The organism is Thalassobaculum sp. (genome assembly GCF_040219215.1).
In the GTDB taxonomy this organism is placed as follows: Bacteria; Pseudomonadota; Alphaproteobacteria; order Thalassobaculales; family Thalassobaculaceae; genus Thalassobaculum_A.
Genome location: NZ_JAVJSX010000021.1, coordinates 53,941 through 69,999 on the forward strand (window position 1 = coordinate 53,941; position 16,059 = coordinate 69,999).

General features: G+C 68.4%; 13 protein-coding genes. 5 read left to right on the forward strand and 8 right to left on the reverse strand.

The features are described from left to right. The first annotated feature begins 34 nt into the window (after positions 1-34). Together xseA and RIC54_RS15355 are read left to right on the forward strand one after the other, a co-directional pair. Complete coding sequence (xseA, locus tag RIC54_RS15350) at positions 35-1,441, forward strand: exodeoxyribonuclease VII large subunit (protein WP_502989717.1); 1,407 nt, start codon at positions 35-37, stop codon at positions 1,439-1,441. Then, the gene (locus RIC54_RS15355; protein ID WP_350098455.1) at positions 1,441-2,253 is read left to right on the forward strand and encodes a M23 family metallopeptidase; all 813 of its coding nucleotides are present in this window, start codon (positions 1,441-1,443) and stop codon (positions 2,251-2,253) included. Before xseA ends, RIC54_RS15355 begins: the two co-directional genes overlap by 1 nt. A 15-nt stretch (positions 2,254-2,268) precedes the next feature. Here the strand turns inward: RIC54_RS15355 and lpxK are convergent, their stop codons facing one another. Genes lpxK through RIC54_RS15380 form a run of 5 tightly spaced genes read right to left on the reverse strand, consistent with a single transcriptional unit; the run spans position 2,269 to position 7,158 of the window. Beyond that, positions 2,269-3,240, reverse strand: a complete 972-nt coding sequence (gene lpxK, locus RIC54_RS15360; RefSeq protein ID WP_350098456.1) for a tetraacyldisaccharide 4'-kinase — start codon at positions 3,238-3,240, stop codon at positions 2,269-2,271. Further along, the gene (locus RIC54_RS15365) at positions 3,237-4,511 is read right to left on the reverse strand and encodes a 3-deoxy-D-manno-octulosonic acid transferase (RefSeq protein ID WP_350098457.1); all 1,275 of its coding nucleotides are present in this window, start codon (positions 4,509-4,511) and stop codon (positions 3,237-3,239) included. Before RIC54_RS15365 ends, lpxK begins: the two co-directional genes overlap by 4 nt. Beyond that, the gene (locus RIC54_RS15370; RefSeq protein WP_350151162.1) at positions 4,508-5,215 is read right to left on the reverse strand and encodes a lysophospholipid acyltransferase family protein; all 708 of its coding nucleotides are present in this window, start codon (positions 5,213-5,215) and stop codon (positions 4,508-4,510) included. The genes RIC54_RS15365 and RIC54_RS15370 overlap by 4 nt, the downstream gene beginning before the upstream one ends. A 60-nt stretch (positions 5,216-5,275) precedes the next feature. Further along, positions 5,276-6,340 carry a glycosyltransferase family 4 protein gene (locus tag RIC54_RS15375; RefSeq protein WP_350098654.1) on the reverse strand — a complete coding sequence of 355 codons (1,065 nt, stop codon included), beginning with the start codon at positions 6,338-6,340 and terminating at the stop codon, positions 5,276-5,278. 44 nt (positions 6,341-6,384) lie between these two features. After that, positions 6,385-7,158, reverse strand: a complete 774-nt coding sequence (locus tag RIC54_RS15380; protein WP_350098459.1) for a UDP-2,3-diacylglucosamine diphosphatase — start codon at positions 7,156-7,158, stop codon at positions 6,385-6,387. A gap of 217 nt (positions 7,159-7,375) precedes the next feature. Here RIC54_RS15380 and RIC54_RS15385 point away from each other — a divergent pair, with 217 nt between their 5' ends. Both RIC54_RS15385 and ppc read left to right on the forward strand, forming a co-directional pair. Then, positions 7,376-8,335: a diacylglycerol/lipid kinase family protein gene (locus RIC54_RS15385; protein WP_350098460.1), complete on the forward strand. Its 960-nt coding sequence runs from the start codon at positions 7,376-7,378 to the stop codon at positions 8,333-8,335. Positions 8,336-8,422: 87 nt separating this feature from the next. Further along, entirely contained in the window at positions 8,423-11,194 is a 2,772-nt protein-coding gene (gene ppc / locus RIC54_RS15390) for a phosphoenolpyruvate carboxylase (protein ID WP_350098461.1), read from the forward strand. A gap of 6 nt (positions 11,195-11,200) precedes the next feature. Here ppc and RIC54_RS15395 read toward each other — a convergent pair whose 3' ends face one another. Next, complete coding sequence (locus RIC54_RS15395) at positions 11,201-11,692, reverse strand: YHS domain-containing (seleno)protein (protein WP_350098462.1); 492 nt, start codon at positions 11,690-11,692, stop codon at positions 11,201-11,203. Positions 11,693-11,816: 124 nt separating this feature from the next. Next, a complete protein-coding gene (locus RIC54_RS15400; RefSeq protein WP_350098463.1) occupies positions 11,817-13,172 on the reverse strand; it encodes a TldD/PmbA family protein in 1,356 nt (451 codons plus the stop codon). A 101-nt stretch (positions 13,173-13,273) separates the two neighbouring features. Here RIC54_RS15400 and RIC54_RS15405 point away from each other — a divergent pair, with 101 nt between their 5' ends. Further along, on the forward strand, positions 13,274-14,491 hold the full coding sequence (locus RIC54_RS15405) for an aminopeptidase P family protein (protein WP_350098464.1): 1,218 nt from the start codon (positions 13,274-13,276) through the stop codon (positions 14,489-14,491). Here the strand turns inward: RIC54_RS15405 and RIC54_RS15410 are convergent. Continuing rightward, the gene (locus tag RIC54_RS15410) at positions 14,475-16,010 is read right to left on the reverse strand and encodes an MFS transporter (RefSeq protein WP_350098465.1); all 1,536 of its coding nucleotides are present in this window, start codon (positions 16,008-16,010) and stop codon (positions 14,475-14,477) included. The genes RIC54_RS15405 and RIC54_RS15410 overlap by 17 nt on opposite strands. Between the last annotated feature and the right edge of the window lie 49 nt (positions 16,011-16,059).

A 16,059-nucleotide genomic window follows, 5' to 3' on the forward strand; every position in this document is an offset into this window, starting at 1 on the left:
GCCCCAATTCACCGTCGGCGAAGTCTCGCTCGCAGTGAAGCGCACCGTTGAGTCCGCGTTCGAACGCGTACGCGTACGCGGCGAGATCTCACGCCCGACCCGCGCCGGCTCCGGCCACCTCTACCTGTCGCTGAAAGACGACCAGGCGGTGCTGGAGGCGGTGTGCTGGCGTGGACAAGCGCAGCGCCTGTCGATCCAGCCCGAGGAAGGGATGGAGGTCATCGCCACCGGCAAGCTGACCACCTACCCGGGCCGCTCGAAATACCAGATGGTCATCGAGCAGATGGAGTTGGCCGGCGAAGGCGCGCTGCTGAAGCTGCTGGAGGATCGGCGCAAGCGCCTGACCGCCGAGGGCCTGTTCGAGGCCGAACGCAAGCGGCCGATCCCGTTCCTGCCATCGGTCATCGGCGTCGTCACCTCGCCGACCGGAGCGGTGATCCGCGATATCCTGCACCGCCTGGCCGACCGGTTCCCGGTGCACGTGATCGTCTGGCCGGTGCTGGTCCAGGGTGAAGGTGCGAAGGAGCAGATCGCCAACGCCATCGCCGGCTTCAACGCGCTGCCGGCAACCGGCGGCAAGATCGCGCGGCCGGACCTGCTGATCGTCGCCCGCGGAGGCGGCAGCCTGGAGGACCTGTGGGCTTTCAACGAGGAGATCGTGGTGCGGGCGGCCGCGGCCTCCGACATCCCGCTGATCTCCGCGGTCGGGCATGAGACCGACACCACCCTGATCGACTTCGCCAGCGACCGCCGTGCACCGACCCCGACCGCGGCCGCCGAGATGGCGGTACCGGTGCGCGCCGACCTGGTGGCCCGCCTCGCCGAGAACGCGGCCCGCATCGCCCACGCCATGGCGCGCCGCCTGACCGACGGCACGACGCGACTGACCGGGCTCGCCCGGGGTCTCGGCGACCCGGCCGCCCGCATCGAGCAGGCCCAGCAGCGCCTGGACTACGCCGGGCAGACCGCAGGTGCATCGCTGAAACGGACCCTGGAACGGCTGGCCGATCGCGTCGAGCGGCGCCTGCCGACCCCCTTCGAGATTTTGGCCCGCACCGAAGGTCGGCTCAACGCCGCGCTGCGCGGATTACGGATCGCCCCGGTCGAGCAGCGCATGCAGCAGAGCGTGCGAGAGTTCGCGCGGCTCGCCAAAGCCTCCGATACGGCGGTCGATCGGTTCCTGAAGGTCGAGGATGATCGGCTGAAGGCCCTGGAACGGGTACTCGAGGCAAATTCGTTCGTCCGGGTGCTCGACCGTGGCTTCGTCCTGGTCCGGGACGCCGACGGAACGCCGGTCACCTCGGCGGACGATGCCCGCGACGGCCAGCCCGTGACCCTGCGGTTCCGGGATGGCGAGCGGTCGGCCGTGGTCGGAGCTGGCGGTACCCGTCCCCGATCCAAAACACCGGCGCCGCCTTCGACGCAGGAAACGCTGTTCTGATGCGCGCTGTTCTGATCGTTTTCACATTCCTGGCGACGCTCGCCGGCGCGGCAGCGGCAACCAGTCTGGAGGGCAATATCGTCCAGGGCGGGCTGGTGATCGGCCGGACCGACCCCGGCTCCACGGTTGCGCTCGACGAACGGACGGTTCGGGTCAGCCCCGATGGCCTGTTCATTCTCGGCTTCCACCGTGATGCCGCGGCCACCGCCACACTGACGGTCACCGCGCCGAACGGAACGGTGGAGAAACGCACGCTCGAGGTGGCTTCGCGAACCTACGACATCCAGCGAATCGACGGCCTGCCACCGCGCATGGTGACCCCGCCGCCTGAGGTCCTGGAGCGAATCCGTCGCGAGAACGCGCAGATCGCGGCGTTGCGACAGATCGACCAGCCGGAGGCACTGTTCCGCTCCGGCTTCATCTGGCCGGCGACTGGACGCATCAGCGGGGTCTACGGCAGCCAGCGCATCCTGAACGGCGAAGCCAAGCAGCCGCACTACGGCGTCGACATCGCCGCTCCGGTCGGCACGTCGATCAAGGCGCCGGCCGACGGCATCGTGGTGCTGGCCGAGGCTGACCTGTACTACACCGGCGGCACCGTGATCCTCGACCATGGTCATGGGCTGTCGAGTGCCTTCCTGCACATGAGCGCAGTGTCCGTGAAGGTCGGCGACCGGCTGCGCCAGGGAGACGTCCTCGGTGCGCTGGGTGCCACCGGCCGGGTCACCGGGCCGCATCTGGACTGGCGGATGAACTGGTTCGAGTCGCGGATCGACCCGCAGCTGCTGGTCCCGCCGATGCCGGGACAATAACTGCCGACCGGCCGTCTACTGGCCGAGGACGCGACGCACCCAGGCGGCGATCGGCGACGGATCGCGCCAGACCAATGCGACCGGAAACACCTCCACCATCGCCCGCGCCTCGGCAGACAGGCGCACCGCGTCCTTCTCCGTCGTCACCGCCACGGCACCCAAGGCGTTCGCACGCTCGACCAGTTCCATGACCTCGTCGCCGCGCCACTGCTGATGGTCGGCAAAGCCGATCAGGTCGACGACCTCGGCGCCGGCTTCCGCCAGGCTTTCGGCGAACTTCGCCGGGCGGCCGATCCCGGCGAACGCCAGCACCTTCCGGCCGGCGAACCGTTCCGTCCCGGGCATCGGTTCCAGATGCGCGCGAATCACCGGGCGAACGCCGCCGATCGCCTCGATCACGCCGACCCGGTCCTCGCCAATCACCGCCACAAGGTCCACCCGGGCCAGCGCATCCGCGAGCGGCTCTCGCAGCGGACCCGCCGGCATCACCCGTCCGTTCCCGAATCCGGCACCGCCGTCCACCACCAGCAACGACGCGCTCGGCACGACCGACGTGTTCTGCAGGCCGTCGTCCATGACGATCACTTCAACGCCCTGGGCCTCCAGATACCGCGCGCCGACGTCTCGGTCGCGCGCGATCACGGTGATCCCCGACCGCGCCAGCAGCAGCGGCTCGTCTCCGACAGCGGCGGCATCGTGAACCGCCGGGTCGACCCGCAGCGGACCGCGTTCATAGCCGCCATAGCCGCGCGACAGGAACCCGACCCGCAGGCCGCGCTCCTTGATCTCGGCCGCAACGGCGAGCGCAACCGGCGTCTTCCCCGACCCACCGGCAACCGCGTTGCCGACGCAGATCAGCGGAACGGCCGGACGGTAGGGCTTGGCCGTCGATCGCCGCATCCGGCCGACCGCCGTCCACAGGGTCGACAACGGTGCCAGCAGCCGTGCGGTCGAACCGTCGACCGACCAGAACGCCGGCGCCTTCACTTGGATGCCTCCGGCGGAAGCAGCGGCTCCAGGGCCTCGACGATGCGCTCGAGCCCCGCGCGACCCTCCGCCGCCACCCGTCGTCCTGCAACCGCCATCGCGGTTGCCCGATCAGGTTCGGCGAGCAGTTCGCCGACCGCGGTAGCGATCGATGCCGCATCCTCGACCGGGCGGGCAGCACCGGCAGCGATCAGCGCATCGGCTGCGTCCCGGTTGTTCGGCATCAGCGGTCCGAGCAGCAGGGCCGTACCGGCATGCGCCGGCTCGATCGGATTGTGCCCGCCGACCGGCACCAGCGATCCCGCCAGGAAGGTGACCGGGGCCGTTGTGTAGAGCATGCCCATGTCCCCCAGGGTATCGGCGATATAGATCGACGTCCCGACTTCGGGCAGCGACCCCGCAGAACGCTGTGCCACGGTGAGTCCGCGACCGGCGGCCAGAGCCACGACGTCACCTCCCCGGTTCGGGTGACGGGGCGCGAGGATCGTCAGGATGTCGGTCCGGGCACTGGCCAGTCGCGCATGTGCCTCCAGCACGACGGCGTCCTCGCCGGGGTGGGTGTTGGCCGCCAGCCAGACCGGCCGATCACCGATCGCATCCGCCAGGGCCGCCGCCGCCTCGGCGTCAACCGGTGGCGGCGCGCCAGCCGCCTTGAGGTTGCCGACGAACCGCACGTCACCGCAGCCAAGCGCTCGGAACCGGTCGGCCTGTCCCAGGCTCGACGCCAGCACGATCTCGAAGGCCTCGAACAACGGCCGGGACAGCCGGCCGGAGCGACGCCAGCGCCGGAACGCACCGTCCGACATCCTGGCGTCGACCAGCATCAACCGAACCCCGCGGGCTTTCGCTTCGGTCACCAGGATCGGCCACAGGTCGGACTCCACCCACACGCCGACGCCGGGTTGCCAGTACTCCAGGAAACGCCGCACCCAAGCCGGCCGGTCGACCGGCACGAACTGATGGATCACCCCATTGGGCAGCCGGCGTGCCATGGTTTGCGCCGAGGTCACCGTTCCGGTGGTGACCAGCAACACCAGATCGGGCCGGTCGACGCTCAACCGTTCGACCAGCGGCAACAAAGCCACCGACTCGCCGACACTGGCAGCATGGAACCAGACCAGATGCCCGGGCGGCCTCGCCTGTCCGGGCGCCCCGCGCCGCTCGCCGATCCGGGCCGGATCCTCCTTGCCGCGCTCGATCCGCTTGCGCAGGTAGGCGTCGATCACCGGACCGAGCGCAGTCGCCACGCCTCGATACAGGGTCAGAGTCACGATCCGGCCTTCCGTTCGGGGGCCGGTTCGATCGGCACATGACCCATGCGGCGGTCGGCATCGGCAGCCACGGCGTTCAGGGCGTCCTCGACCTGGCGGCGGCTGGCTTCCAGGCCGACATCATCGGCGTCGGCTGGAACGTGGATCGGCGCCCCCAGGACGATCACACCGCGTCCAAACGGCCAGGCAATGATGAAGCGGTCCCAGGACCGCGCAACCGACCGGCGCGACACGCTCCAGGCACCCGGCACGATCGGCACGCCACTGCGTTTCGCCGCGTGGATCAACCCTGGTCGGCAGCGCATGCGCGGGCCGCGCGGACCATCCGGGGTGATGCCCACACTCAGCCCGTCCTGCAGCGCGCGCAGCATTCCCTTCAACGCCGCCATCGGATTGCGCCGGGACGACCCCCAGATCGGCCGGGTGATGTATTCGGATACGGCGATCCCGAGGATACAGCTGTCGCCATGCTCGGACTGCACCATGGCGATCGGCTTGCCCTTCGGCCAGACCGCTGAGATCAGCATCAACCGGTTGTGCCAGAACGCACCGATCACCGGTTGGTCGCCAGCCAGCAAGGCCGCCGCCGCCGGATCGGCGACCCGTTCCCAGCGGGTGGTGGCGTTGATCAGCCGGACGATCGCACCGGCCAGCGCGCCGGCTGCACGCACTCCGGCATCGCTCTTCAGCAGGCGTTTCAGCATGGATGCGGGAAAGCAGCGATCACCGGCGTCAATCGGCAGGTTGCGGAAGCCCGAAACCTATCACGCGCCGCCGGCAATGGGTACGCGGCGGCGTGCGGGAAATCGCGCTGCCGGCAAGGACGCCTGAGCCGGCTCGAACGGCTGGAGGTTGAGCAGAAACGCCTCGGCGCAACGCCGCCACGTGAAGTTCAGCGCGTGGGCCCGCGCTGCATTCCGGTCGATCCTCAACGCCCGAACCACCGCCCGACCGAGGTCCTCGTCGAGCGCGCCTGCCCCCGAATCGCCGATCACGTCCAGCGGCCCGGGCACGGGATACGCTGCAACAGGGACGCCGCACGCCATTGCCTCGATCAGCACCAGGCCGAAGGTGTCGGTATGGCTCGGAAACACGAACACATCGGCGGACGCATAGTGCGCGGCAAGAGCCTCGCCCTGTCTGGATCCGACGAATACGGCGTCCGGGAAGGTCCGCTGCAGTTCGGCGCGCTGCGGGCCGTCCCCGACAACCACCTTGGTCCCGGGATGGTCCAGCGTCAGGAACGCGGCGATGTTCTTCTCCACGGCGACCCGACCGACATACATCAGGATCGGCCGCGGCAGGTCGAGGATCGAGGGTTGCGGACGGAACAGGTCCACATCCACGCCGCGCGTCCAATCCCGGATGTTTTCGAACCCGTGCGCCTCGAGTTCCCGGCGCAGCGAGGCGGTGGCCACCATCACCCCGCTCGACGGACCGTGAAACCACCGCATCAGCGCATAGCTCCAGGCCAGCGGAATCCGCGACCGGGCCCGGACATACTCCGGGAACTTGGTGTGGTAGGCCGTGGTGAACGGCAGGCCGCGACGCAGGCAGTAGCGCCGTGCGGCATGGCCAATCGGACCTTCGGTGGCGATGTGGATCGCGCAGGGCGCCGCCGCATCCAGCATGCGGGCGACCTTGCGTTCCGGGAAAAGCGCCAGCCGTATTTCCGGATAGGTCGGGCACGGGATGGTGCGGAAATGCTCCGGCGTGACGAAGCTGACCCGGTGCCCGAGAGCGCGCAACTCGTCACCGGTCGTGGCCAGGGTCCGGACCACGCCATTGACCTGGGGGTGCCAGGCGTCCGAGACGATCGCGACGTGCAGCTTGCCGTCCGATCCAGCGGGGTCGAGCATGGCCCCGGCCCGGCTCAGGCAGCGAAGGAGAGTTGCCGGACTTCCGCCCAGTGCAGGATCTCCAGCTCGCCATTGGCGTGCTCGACCAGGGCGGTGCAGCTCTCCACCCAATCACCGTCATTGCAGTACAGGACGTCACCGATCTGCCGCATCTCGGCCTTGTGGATGTGGCCGCAGATCACCCCGTCAACGCCCCGCTTGGCGGCCTCGCTGGCCAGCGCGTCCTCAAACCGGCCGATGAACTCGACCGCGCGTTTGGCCTTCTGCTTCAGATACGCCGACAGCGACCAGTACGGATAACCGAGGCGCCGGCGCACGTCATTGAACACCGTGTTGAGCGACAGCAACGTGTTGTAGGACCAGTCGCCGAGCACGGCCAGCCACCTGGCGTAGGTCACCACGGCGTCGAACTCGTCGCCGTGGATGACCAGGAAGCGCTTACCCTTTCGGGTGACGTGGATGTGCTCCGGCCGGATCTCGATCTGCCCGAAATCGGCGTTGAGGAACTCCCGGAACATCTCGTCGTGGTTTCCGGGAATGAACATCACCTTGGTGCCCTTCCGGGCTTTGCGCAGCAGCTTCTGAATGACGTCGTTGTGGGTCTGCCGCCATGCCCAGGAGCGCTGCATCCGCCAAAGGTCTATGATATCGCCGACAAGGTAGAGATACTCGGACTCGGTGTGCTTGAGAAAATCGAGGAGTTGTTCCGCCTGACATCCGCGGGTTCCCAGATGGACATCGGAGATCCAGATGGTCCGATAGCGCGCCACGCCGCGTTCGGCATTCATCGCTGTTCTCCCGTCTCGTCCCGACCTGCGGACTGCAGCTCACACTCAAGCGGAGGGGGTAATCGAGACGCTATATCTGGTAAAGTGAAATATAAATGACACTACACTTGTATGTTTACTTTTCACTTCCCAGCAATCAGAACAATACGCTTGTCATATTTCAGTAATATTGGCGTTCTGAACGCCGCCCGAGTGCCCACCAAGGAACTGCCGCAGAATGCGCACGAAACCGAACCATGGTGCCGGCACGCTGACCGACGAGTCCCGAACCGACCCGGACCGCCGGCGGGTACTGATCATCCACAACCCCAACGCCGGTCGCCGCCGTCGACGCGGCCGACTGCAGGCGGTAGTCGCGGAACTTGAACGGCTGGGGGTCGCCGTCGAAGTGAAGGCCACGGCCGGAGCAGGCGACGCCGAGCGGTTCGTGCGCACCGCCTACGCCGATACCGCCGCCGGACGAGGACCGAACGTGGTGGTGGCGGCCGGCGGCGACGGCACGGTCAACGAGGTGGTGAACGGCCTGGCCGGTGGAACCATCCCGCTGGCGCTGCTGCCAATGGGCACCGCCAACGTGCTTGCGGCGGAGATCGGGCTGAAGGAGACCATCCCGGACATCGTTCGGGCGATCATGCAGGGGCCGTCCATCCCAATCTATCTCGGCGATATCAACGGCCGGCGCTTTACCCTGATGGCCGGGGTCGGCCTGGATGCCGACGTGGTTGCCTCGATCAATCCGCGGCTGAAGCGCGCCGCCGGCAAGTTCGCCTACGTGGCCGCCACCCTGCAGCGCTGGCTGAAGTACCGGCGCCACCGCTTCCAGATCGAGATCGACGGGGTGATGTACACCGCAGCCGCCGCGGTCATCGCCAACGGTCACTACTATGGTGGCCGGTTCGTGTGCGCGGACGAGGCACGCCTCACCGATCCGCACCTGCATGTCTGCCTGTTCGAGAAGCCGGGCCGCTGGCAGGCCGCGTGCTACATGCTCGGGCTGTTCGGCGGCTTTCTGTCACGAATGAACAACTACCGCGTGGTCACCGGCCGGGAGATCGCCATCCAGGATGACGGCGCCCACCCGGTGCAGGGCGACGGCGACGTGATCGCGCGACTGCCGGTACGGATCCGCATTTCAGACCAGATGGTGCCCCTGATCATGCCCGCGACCGGCGGATAGCCCGGTCACCGATCGGGCGTGCGCCCGCCGCGGCAATGGGCAATGATGCCGCGCTGCAACAACACCTCCAACCTCGGAGCGCGTGCGATGGAATCTGCGAGCCCCAGCAAGAGTCCGGAGAAGGACGCCCCGCTCCGCTACGACATCCGCCTGCTGGGCCGGATTCTCGGCGAGACCATCCGGGCCCAGGAGGGGGAGGAGGTGTTCGATACCGTCGAACGCATCCGCCAGACCTCGGTGCGTTTCCACAGGGACGCCCACGAGGCGGCGAGACGCGAACTCCAAGGCATCCTGGCCGGCCTCTCGACCGAACAGGCGATCACGGTGATCCGCGGTTACGGATACTTTTCCCATCTCGCCAACATTGCCGAGGACCAGCACCACATCCGCCGGACCCGGGCGCACGCCATGATCGCCGGCGCGGCTCCGCGCGAAGGCACCATGGCCCGCGCCCTCGACCGGGCCCGCCGAGTCGGGGTGTCCGGCGCGCAGCTGCAGGAGTTCTTCGACCACGCCCTGTGCAGTCCGGTGCTGACCGCGCACCCGACCGAGATCCGCCGCACCAGCTCGATGGACCGCGAGATGGAGATCGCCCGCCTGCTCGACGAGCGCGACCGGGTCCGGCTCACCGAAGCGGAGCTGACGGTCAACCGCAAGGCCCTGCGCCGCAACGTGCTGATCCTGTGGCAGACCAGCCTGCTGCGCAGCACCCGGCTGCATGTGCTCGACGAGGTAGTCAACGGCCTAGCCCACTACGACCACACGTTTCTGCGCGAGTTGCCACGCCTGTACGCGGACTTCGAGGACCAGTTCGCCGCCTTCGACCCGGACCAGCCGAATGTCCGGGTGCCATCGTTCCTGCGGATCGGCAGCTGGATCGGCGGCGACCGCGACGGCAACCCGTATGTCACGGCTGACGTCCTGCGCTCGGCGCTGCGCCTGCAGAGTGAGCGGGCGCTGCGGTTCTATCTGGACGAGTTGCACCAGGTGGGAGGCGAGTTGTCGCTGGACGGGCGCATGGTCGCCGTCTCGGACAGTCTGACCGCTCTGGCCGAACGATCGCCGGACCAATCCCCGCACCGGCAGCACGAACCGTATCGCCGGGCGGTTACCGGGATGTACGCGCGTCTGGCCGCAACCGCCCGGACGCTCGATGACGTCGACGCGCCACGCCACGCGGTGGGTATGGCACCGGCCTACCCGAGCGCTGAAGAGTTTCGAGCCGATCTCGACATCCTGATCGACTCGCTCACCACCGGGGGCTCAAGAAGCCTTGCACGTGGCCGGTTGAGCCTGCTGCGACGGGCGGTCGACGTCTTCGGATTCCACCTCGCCACGATCGACCTGCGCCAGAATTCAGACGTCCACGAGCGGGTCGTCGCCGAGCTGCTCGAGGCGGCCGGGACCAGCGGCCGCTATGAACCCTCCGACGAGGGCGGGCGGACCGCCCTGCTGCTGGCCGAGCTGACGAGCGCCCGGCCGCTCGCCTCCCAGCACCTCGCCTACTCCGAACTGGCGACCGGGGAATTGGCGATCCTGCGTGCCGCCGCCGAGGCGCGCCGGTCGTACGGGCCGGACGCCGTGCGCCACTACATCATCTCGAAGACCGACGAAGTCTCCGACATTCTCGAGGCGGCGGTCCTGTTGAAGGAGGTCGGCCTCCTGCACCCGCGCGAGGCCCGGCTGGATGTCGACATCGTGCCGCTGTTCGAAACCATCGCCGACCTGCGCCGCTGCGGCGACATCATGGACCGCCTGCTGTCCCTGCCGGAGTATCGACGCCTGCTGGCGTCGCGCGACGAGACCCAGGAGGTCATGCTCGGATATTCGGACAGCAACAAGGACGGCGGCTACCTGACCTCGATCTGGGAACTATACAAGGCCCAGATCACGCTGATCGAAACGTTCCGTCGCCACGGCGTCCGCCTGCGCCTGTTCCATGGCCGCGGCGGGTCGGTCGGACGCGGCGGCGGGCCCAGCTACCAGGCGATCCTTGCCCAACCGGCCGGCGCCATCCAGGCGGCAATCCGGGTCACCGAGCAGGGCGAGGTGATCGCCGCCAAGTACTCGAACGCCGAGGTCGGCCGGCGCAACCTGGAGACCCTGGCGGCCGCCACGCTGGAAGCCACGGTCCTGGCTCCCGACCGGGCGGCACCACATGCCGGCTACCTGACGATCATGGAGCGGCTGTCGGCGACCGCCTACGCCGCATATCGCAGCCTGGTCTACGAAACCGACGGGTTCGAGCGATACTTCCGGGAATCCACCGTGATCGGCGAGATCGCCAACCTGAACATCGGCAGCCGTCCGGCATCCCGCACCAAGTCGTCGCGCATCGAGGACCTGCGGGCGATCCCCTGGGTGTTCAGCTGGTCGCAATGCCGGTTGATGCTGCCGGGATGGTTCGGCTTCGGGGCCGCGGTGAAGGCATGGATCGCCGAACACCCCGACGATGGGCTGGCAACATTGCGGGCCATGTACCGCGACTGGCCGTTCTTCCGGACCGCCCTGTCCAACCTCGATATGGTGCTGGCCAAGAGCGACATCGCCATCGCCTCGCGCTACGCCGAGCTGGTGACCGACACCGACCTGCGGACCACGATCTTCGACCGGCTCCGCGCCGAATGGCAGGATTCCGTCGACGCCGTGCTGACGGTGATGGAGCAGAGCGAATTGCTGGAGGGCAACCCGTTGCTGGCCCGCTCGATCCGCAACCGCTTCCCCTATGTCGATCCGCTGAACCACGTTCAGGTCGAACTGCTGAGGCGCCACCGCGCCGGCGACGCCGATCCGCAGGTGGTGGACGGCATCCGGCACAGCATCAACGGCATCGCCGCCGGCCTGCGCAACAGCGGCTGAACTGCCTTAGGGGTTGGCCTGCCTCGCCCGGTGGTGCCACGCCTCGTCGGCCTCGGCGATGTAGCCTTGCGGATTGCGGTTCCACAACTCCTGCACCCGTTCATTGCTGTGCAGGTACAGCTTGCCGCCGACGACGTCAAACACCGTCGGGTCGATATCGTGCGCCTTGCCGATTGCCACACCGTAGGCACCGAAGCCGCCGTACTGCGGGGCATACGCCAGGGGGTTTGCGAGGAACCGGGCCCGGTTCCGCTGCGACGCGAAGCGCCACTCCCCACCCCGCCACTCGGCGCTGAAATCCGACGATCCGGGCACCGCTTCATAATCGTCCAGATACGCCACCGTGTCGTAGCCGTGAATCGCCAGGCCATCGCGGCTGTTCACGGAACGGTAGAGTGGCTCCTCGGAAACCACCGGTTCCTGCTTCGACACGGCGATGCCCGTGCCCAGGATCACGGCAAGCAGCACCAAGCGGGCCAGGGTGGGGAGAGACGGCATGGCGAACTCCGGACGCAAGCCCCCGCTCCCGAACCGTCGAGATGGGGCGTGCGATAGGGAAAATCCAGGGAACGCGCGCTCACGAGCACGCGATTGGAACGTGACTAGTAGATCAGGCGGCGGGTCAGTCCTGGCCGCCGGCGACCATCAGCCCTTCGACCCGGATCGTCGGAACGTCCATTCCGTACTTGAACACCAGGTCGTCGGCCGGGGTCAGGGTGCGGAAGATGTCCCGCAGGTGCCCGGCGATGGTCATCTCGGATACCGGGAATGTGATCTCGCCGTTCTCGATCCAGAACCCCGACGCCCCGCGGCTGTAGTCGCCGGTAACGAGGTTGACGGTCGAGCCCATCAACTCGGTGACGTAGAAGCCACGCTCGATATCGGCAATCAACGCGTCGCGGCTGACGGTTCCCGGCTCCAGATACAGGTTGGTCGCCCCGGGACTGGGCGGCGAGCCGGACCCACGGCCGGCATGTCCTGTGCTGCTCAGCCCGAGTTGCCGTCCGGTCGACAGGTCCAGGAACCAACTGGTCAGGCAACCGCCATCCACCATCGCCCGCGGCTTGGTCGGCAGCCCCTCGCCGTCGAACGGCTTGGAGCGCTGGCCCCGGGGGCGGTGCGGGTCGTCCAGTATCCGTATGCCCGGTGCGAACAGGGCCTCGCCCATGGCGTTCTTCAGAAAGCTGGTACCGCGGGCAATCGACACGCCGTTGATCGCCGATGCCAGGTGGCCGAGCACCGAGCGTCCGGCGCGCGGGTCATAGACAACCGGCAAGGTCGCAGTCTTCGGGCGGCGCGGGTTCAGGCGCCGGACCGCCCGTTCGCCGGCGCGGCGGCCGATCGTGGCGGCATCCTCGAGATCGGCGTCGAACACCGCCGCGGTGTAATCGTAGTCGCGCTCCATTTTCTGCCCGGTGCCGGCCACCACCGATGCGGCAATCGAGAAGCTGGACCGCCGGTATCCGCCGGCAAAGCCGTTGCTGGCGGCCAGCGCCACCTCGGTCGAGCCATAGCTTGCCTCGGCGCCTTCGGAATTGGTCACGCCAGCAACCGACCGCGCGGCCTCCTCGGCGGCCCGGGCGCGCTCGACCAGCGCCTCGGCGGACGGCTCGGTCGGATCGTACATTTCGATGCTGGGCCACTGGCGCGCGATCGCGTCGGGATCGGCGATCCCGGCATACTTGTCCTCGGGTGCCGCCTTGGCCATGGCCAGAGCCCGAACCACCAATTCGTCCAGGGCGTCAGATCCGAAATCGGTCGACGACACCACCGCCTGCTGGCGTCCGACAAACACCCGCAACTCGATGTCCCGGCCCTCCGACCGCTCGACCGCTTCCGGCTTGCCGAGTCGCTGCGACGCCGACTGGGCGACGCCGCGAGCGAACAACGCGTCGGCGGAATCGGCCCCGGCACGGCGCGCCCGCGACAGCAGGTCGTCAAGCAGGGACAGCGGATCGATGGCGGCGTTGTCGGTCATAGGCTCGCTCGGGTCGCTCGTTGGACGTGCGGGTGTGCCGGGCTCAGATAGAGTGCGTGGCAGCCCGGCGCAACCAGCGGAAGATGATTGAGGTCTCCAGAATGGCACTCGACATGGAACGTCTGAAGCGAATTCCGAACGGCGAACGGGTGCGCGGAACGTTCTCCGAAGCCGAGATGCAGCGCCGCCTGGGGGGCCTGCGGCGCATCCTGGCCGAGCACGACCTGGACGCCGCGATCCTGACTTCCTACCACGCCATCGACTACTACTCGGACTTCCTCTACACGCGGTTCGGACGCCGCTATGCGCTGGTCGTGACCGCTGATTCGGTGACCTCGGTCAGCGCCAACATCGACGGCGGCCAACCCTGGCGGCGCACGATCGGTGACAATCTGGTCTACACCGACTGGCGCCAGGACAATTATTTCCACGCGCTGCAGACGCTGCTGCCAAAGGCCGGGCGGATCGGCATCGAGTTCGACCATGTCGACCTGGACACCCGCCGGCTGCTGGGCGAGGCGTTCGAGGGTGCCACGTTCCTGGACGTCGCCGCCCCGTCGATGCGCCAGCGCATGATCAAGTCGGACGAGGAGATCGCGCTGATCACCGAGAGCGCCCGCATCGGCGACGTCGGGGGTGCGGCCTGCATCGAGGCGATCGCGGTCGGCGTGCCGGAGCACGAGGTTGCATTGCACGCTACCGGCGCGATGGTGCGGGAGATCGCCCGCAGCTTCCCGCATGCCGAACTGATGGACACCTGGACCTGGTTCCAGTCCGGCATCAACACCGACGGCGCCCACAACCCGGTCACCTCGCGGCGAATCGAGCGCGGCGACATCCTGTCGCTGAACTGCTTCCCGATGATCGCCGGCTACTACACCGCCCTCGAGCGCACGCTGTTCGCCGAGGAAGTGTCCGACGCGCACCTGCGGTACTGGGAGATCAACCTGGAAGTCTATCGCGCCGGCCTCGACCTGATCCGTCCGGGCGCGCGCTGCTGCGACATCGCCGACACGCTGAACGCGATCTACGCGCGCCGCGGCGTTCTGGACAAGCGGACCTTCGGCTACGGTCATTCGTTCGGCGTGCTGTGCCACTACTACGGCCGGGAAGCCGGGCTGGAACTGCGCGAGGACATCGACACCGTTCTGGAGCCGGGCATGGTGGTGTCGATCGAACCGATGATCATGATCCCCGAGGGCGAGCCGGGCGCCGGCGGCTACCGCGAGCACGACATCCTGGTCGTCACCCGGGACGGCGCGCGCAACATCACCGGGTTTCCGGTCGGCCCGGACGCTAACGTCATCCGCCGGGGCTGACCGCACCATCGCGGAACGCCCAGGCCGACACCGCCGACGACAGCAGGGCCAGGACCGCCAGCGCGGCCAGCGATACCCGGAACGCGGTTACCAGGGCGCCACGTGCTGCTCCGACCACGGCGTCGGCCTGATCGCCGGCCAGCGGCGGTGGGCGCAGATCGGTCAGTGCCGCCGGATCGGACAGCAGCGCCGCCAGCACCGGTGCCGGCAGGTCCAGCGGCTGCAACGCCGGCTCCAGGCCGGCCGCGAACACCGCGACCAGCAGCGGTCCGACCGCCGCCACCGCCAGCAATCCGGCGATCCGGCTGGCGGCGTTGTTCACCGCCGACGCGACCCCGGCATGGCGGTCATCGACCGCGATCATCACCACGGTGGTCAGCGGCGGAATGCAGATCCCCATCCCGACCCCCAGGACCAGCACGCCCGGCAGGAAAGTCGACCAGTACGGCGTTCCGGCTTCCGGCCATGCGAGCAGGCCGAGGCCGAGCGCGGCAACCGCAGGACCGGTCACCAGTGGCGGACGTGGTCCGTATCGGTCCAGCAGCGCGCCCGACCAGCGCGATAGCACGAACAGGACCGCCGGGAACGGCAGGAAGGCCGCACCTGCCTCGGTCGCGGTGTAGCCGTGCAGGCGGATCAGGCTGAGCGGGTACAGGAAGATCGCGGCTCCCAGGGCGCCGTACAGCAGCAGGGTTAACAGGTTGGCCGCCGCGAACGCACGAACCCGCAACAGCGCCGGCGGCAGCAGCGGTGCGGCACAGCGGGCCTCGATCCGCAGGAACAGCGCCAGCAGGCCGATGCCGAGAGCGGCGGCGGCGGCGATGACCGGTGGATGCCCGTCCGCCTCGCCCAGCGCAATCAGCGCCCAGGAGATCAGGCCGAGCCCTCCGACCGCCAGCACCGCGCCCGGCCAGTCCATGCGCCCATGCACGCCGTCATCCCGGCTCTCCCGGACCGCAACCATCGCCAGGACCAGGACCACGGCTGCGATCGGGACGTTGATCCAGAACGCCGCCCGCCACGACAGGGTGTCGACCAGCCAGCCGCCGAGCACCGGGCCGCCGGCCGACGTGATGGCGGCGAAGCCGGACCAGGTGCCGATCGCCCGGCCGCGCCGCTCTCTCGGGAACGCCGACGACAGGATGGCCAGGCTGTTCGGCACCAGCATCGCCGCACCGATGCCCTGGACCGCGCGGGCCAGGATCAGCAGCAGCGGCGACGGGGCCATTGCACACGCCACGCTGGAGACCGCAAACACCCAGACACCGGCCATGAACACCCGGCGCCGGCCCAGGCGGTCCCCCATCGCCCCGCCGAGCAGCAGCAGGGCACCCAGCGTAAGCATGTAGCCGTTGACGATCCATTGCAGGTCGCTGACACCGGCGTTCAGATCGCTCTGCAACGCCGCCAGCGCGACGTTGACGACGCTGCCGTCGATGAAGGCCAGCGACGAGCCCAGCACCGTGGTGACGAGCACCAGGGCCGATCGGTGTGCGGCGTCTGGACCGGAATCGGCCATCGTTCACAACTCCCGGTTAGGTGACTTCCTTACCGGGCACGAACGGCGA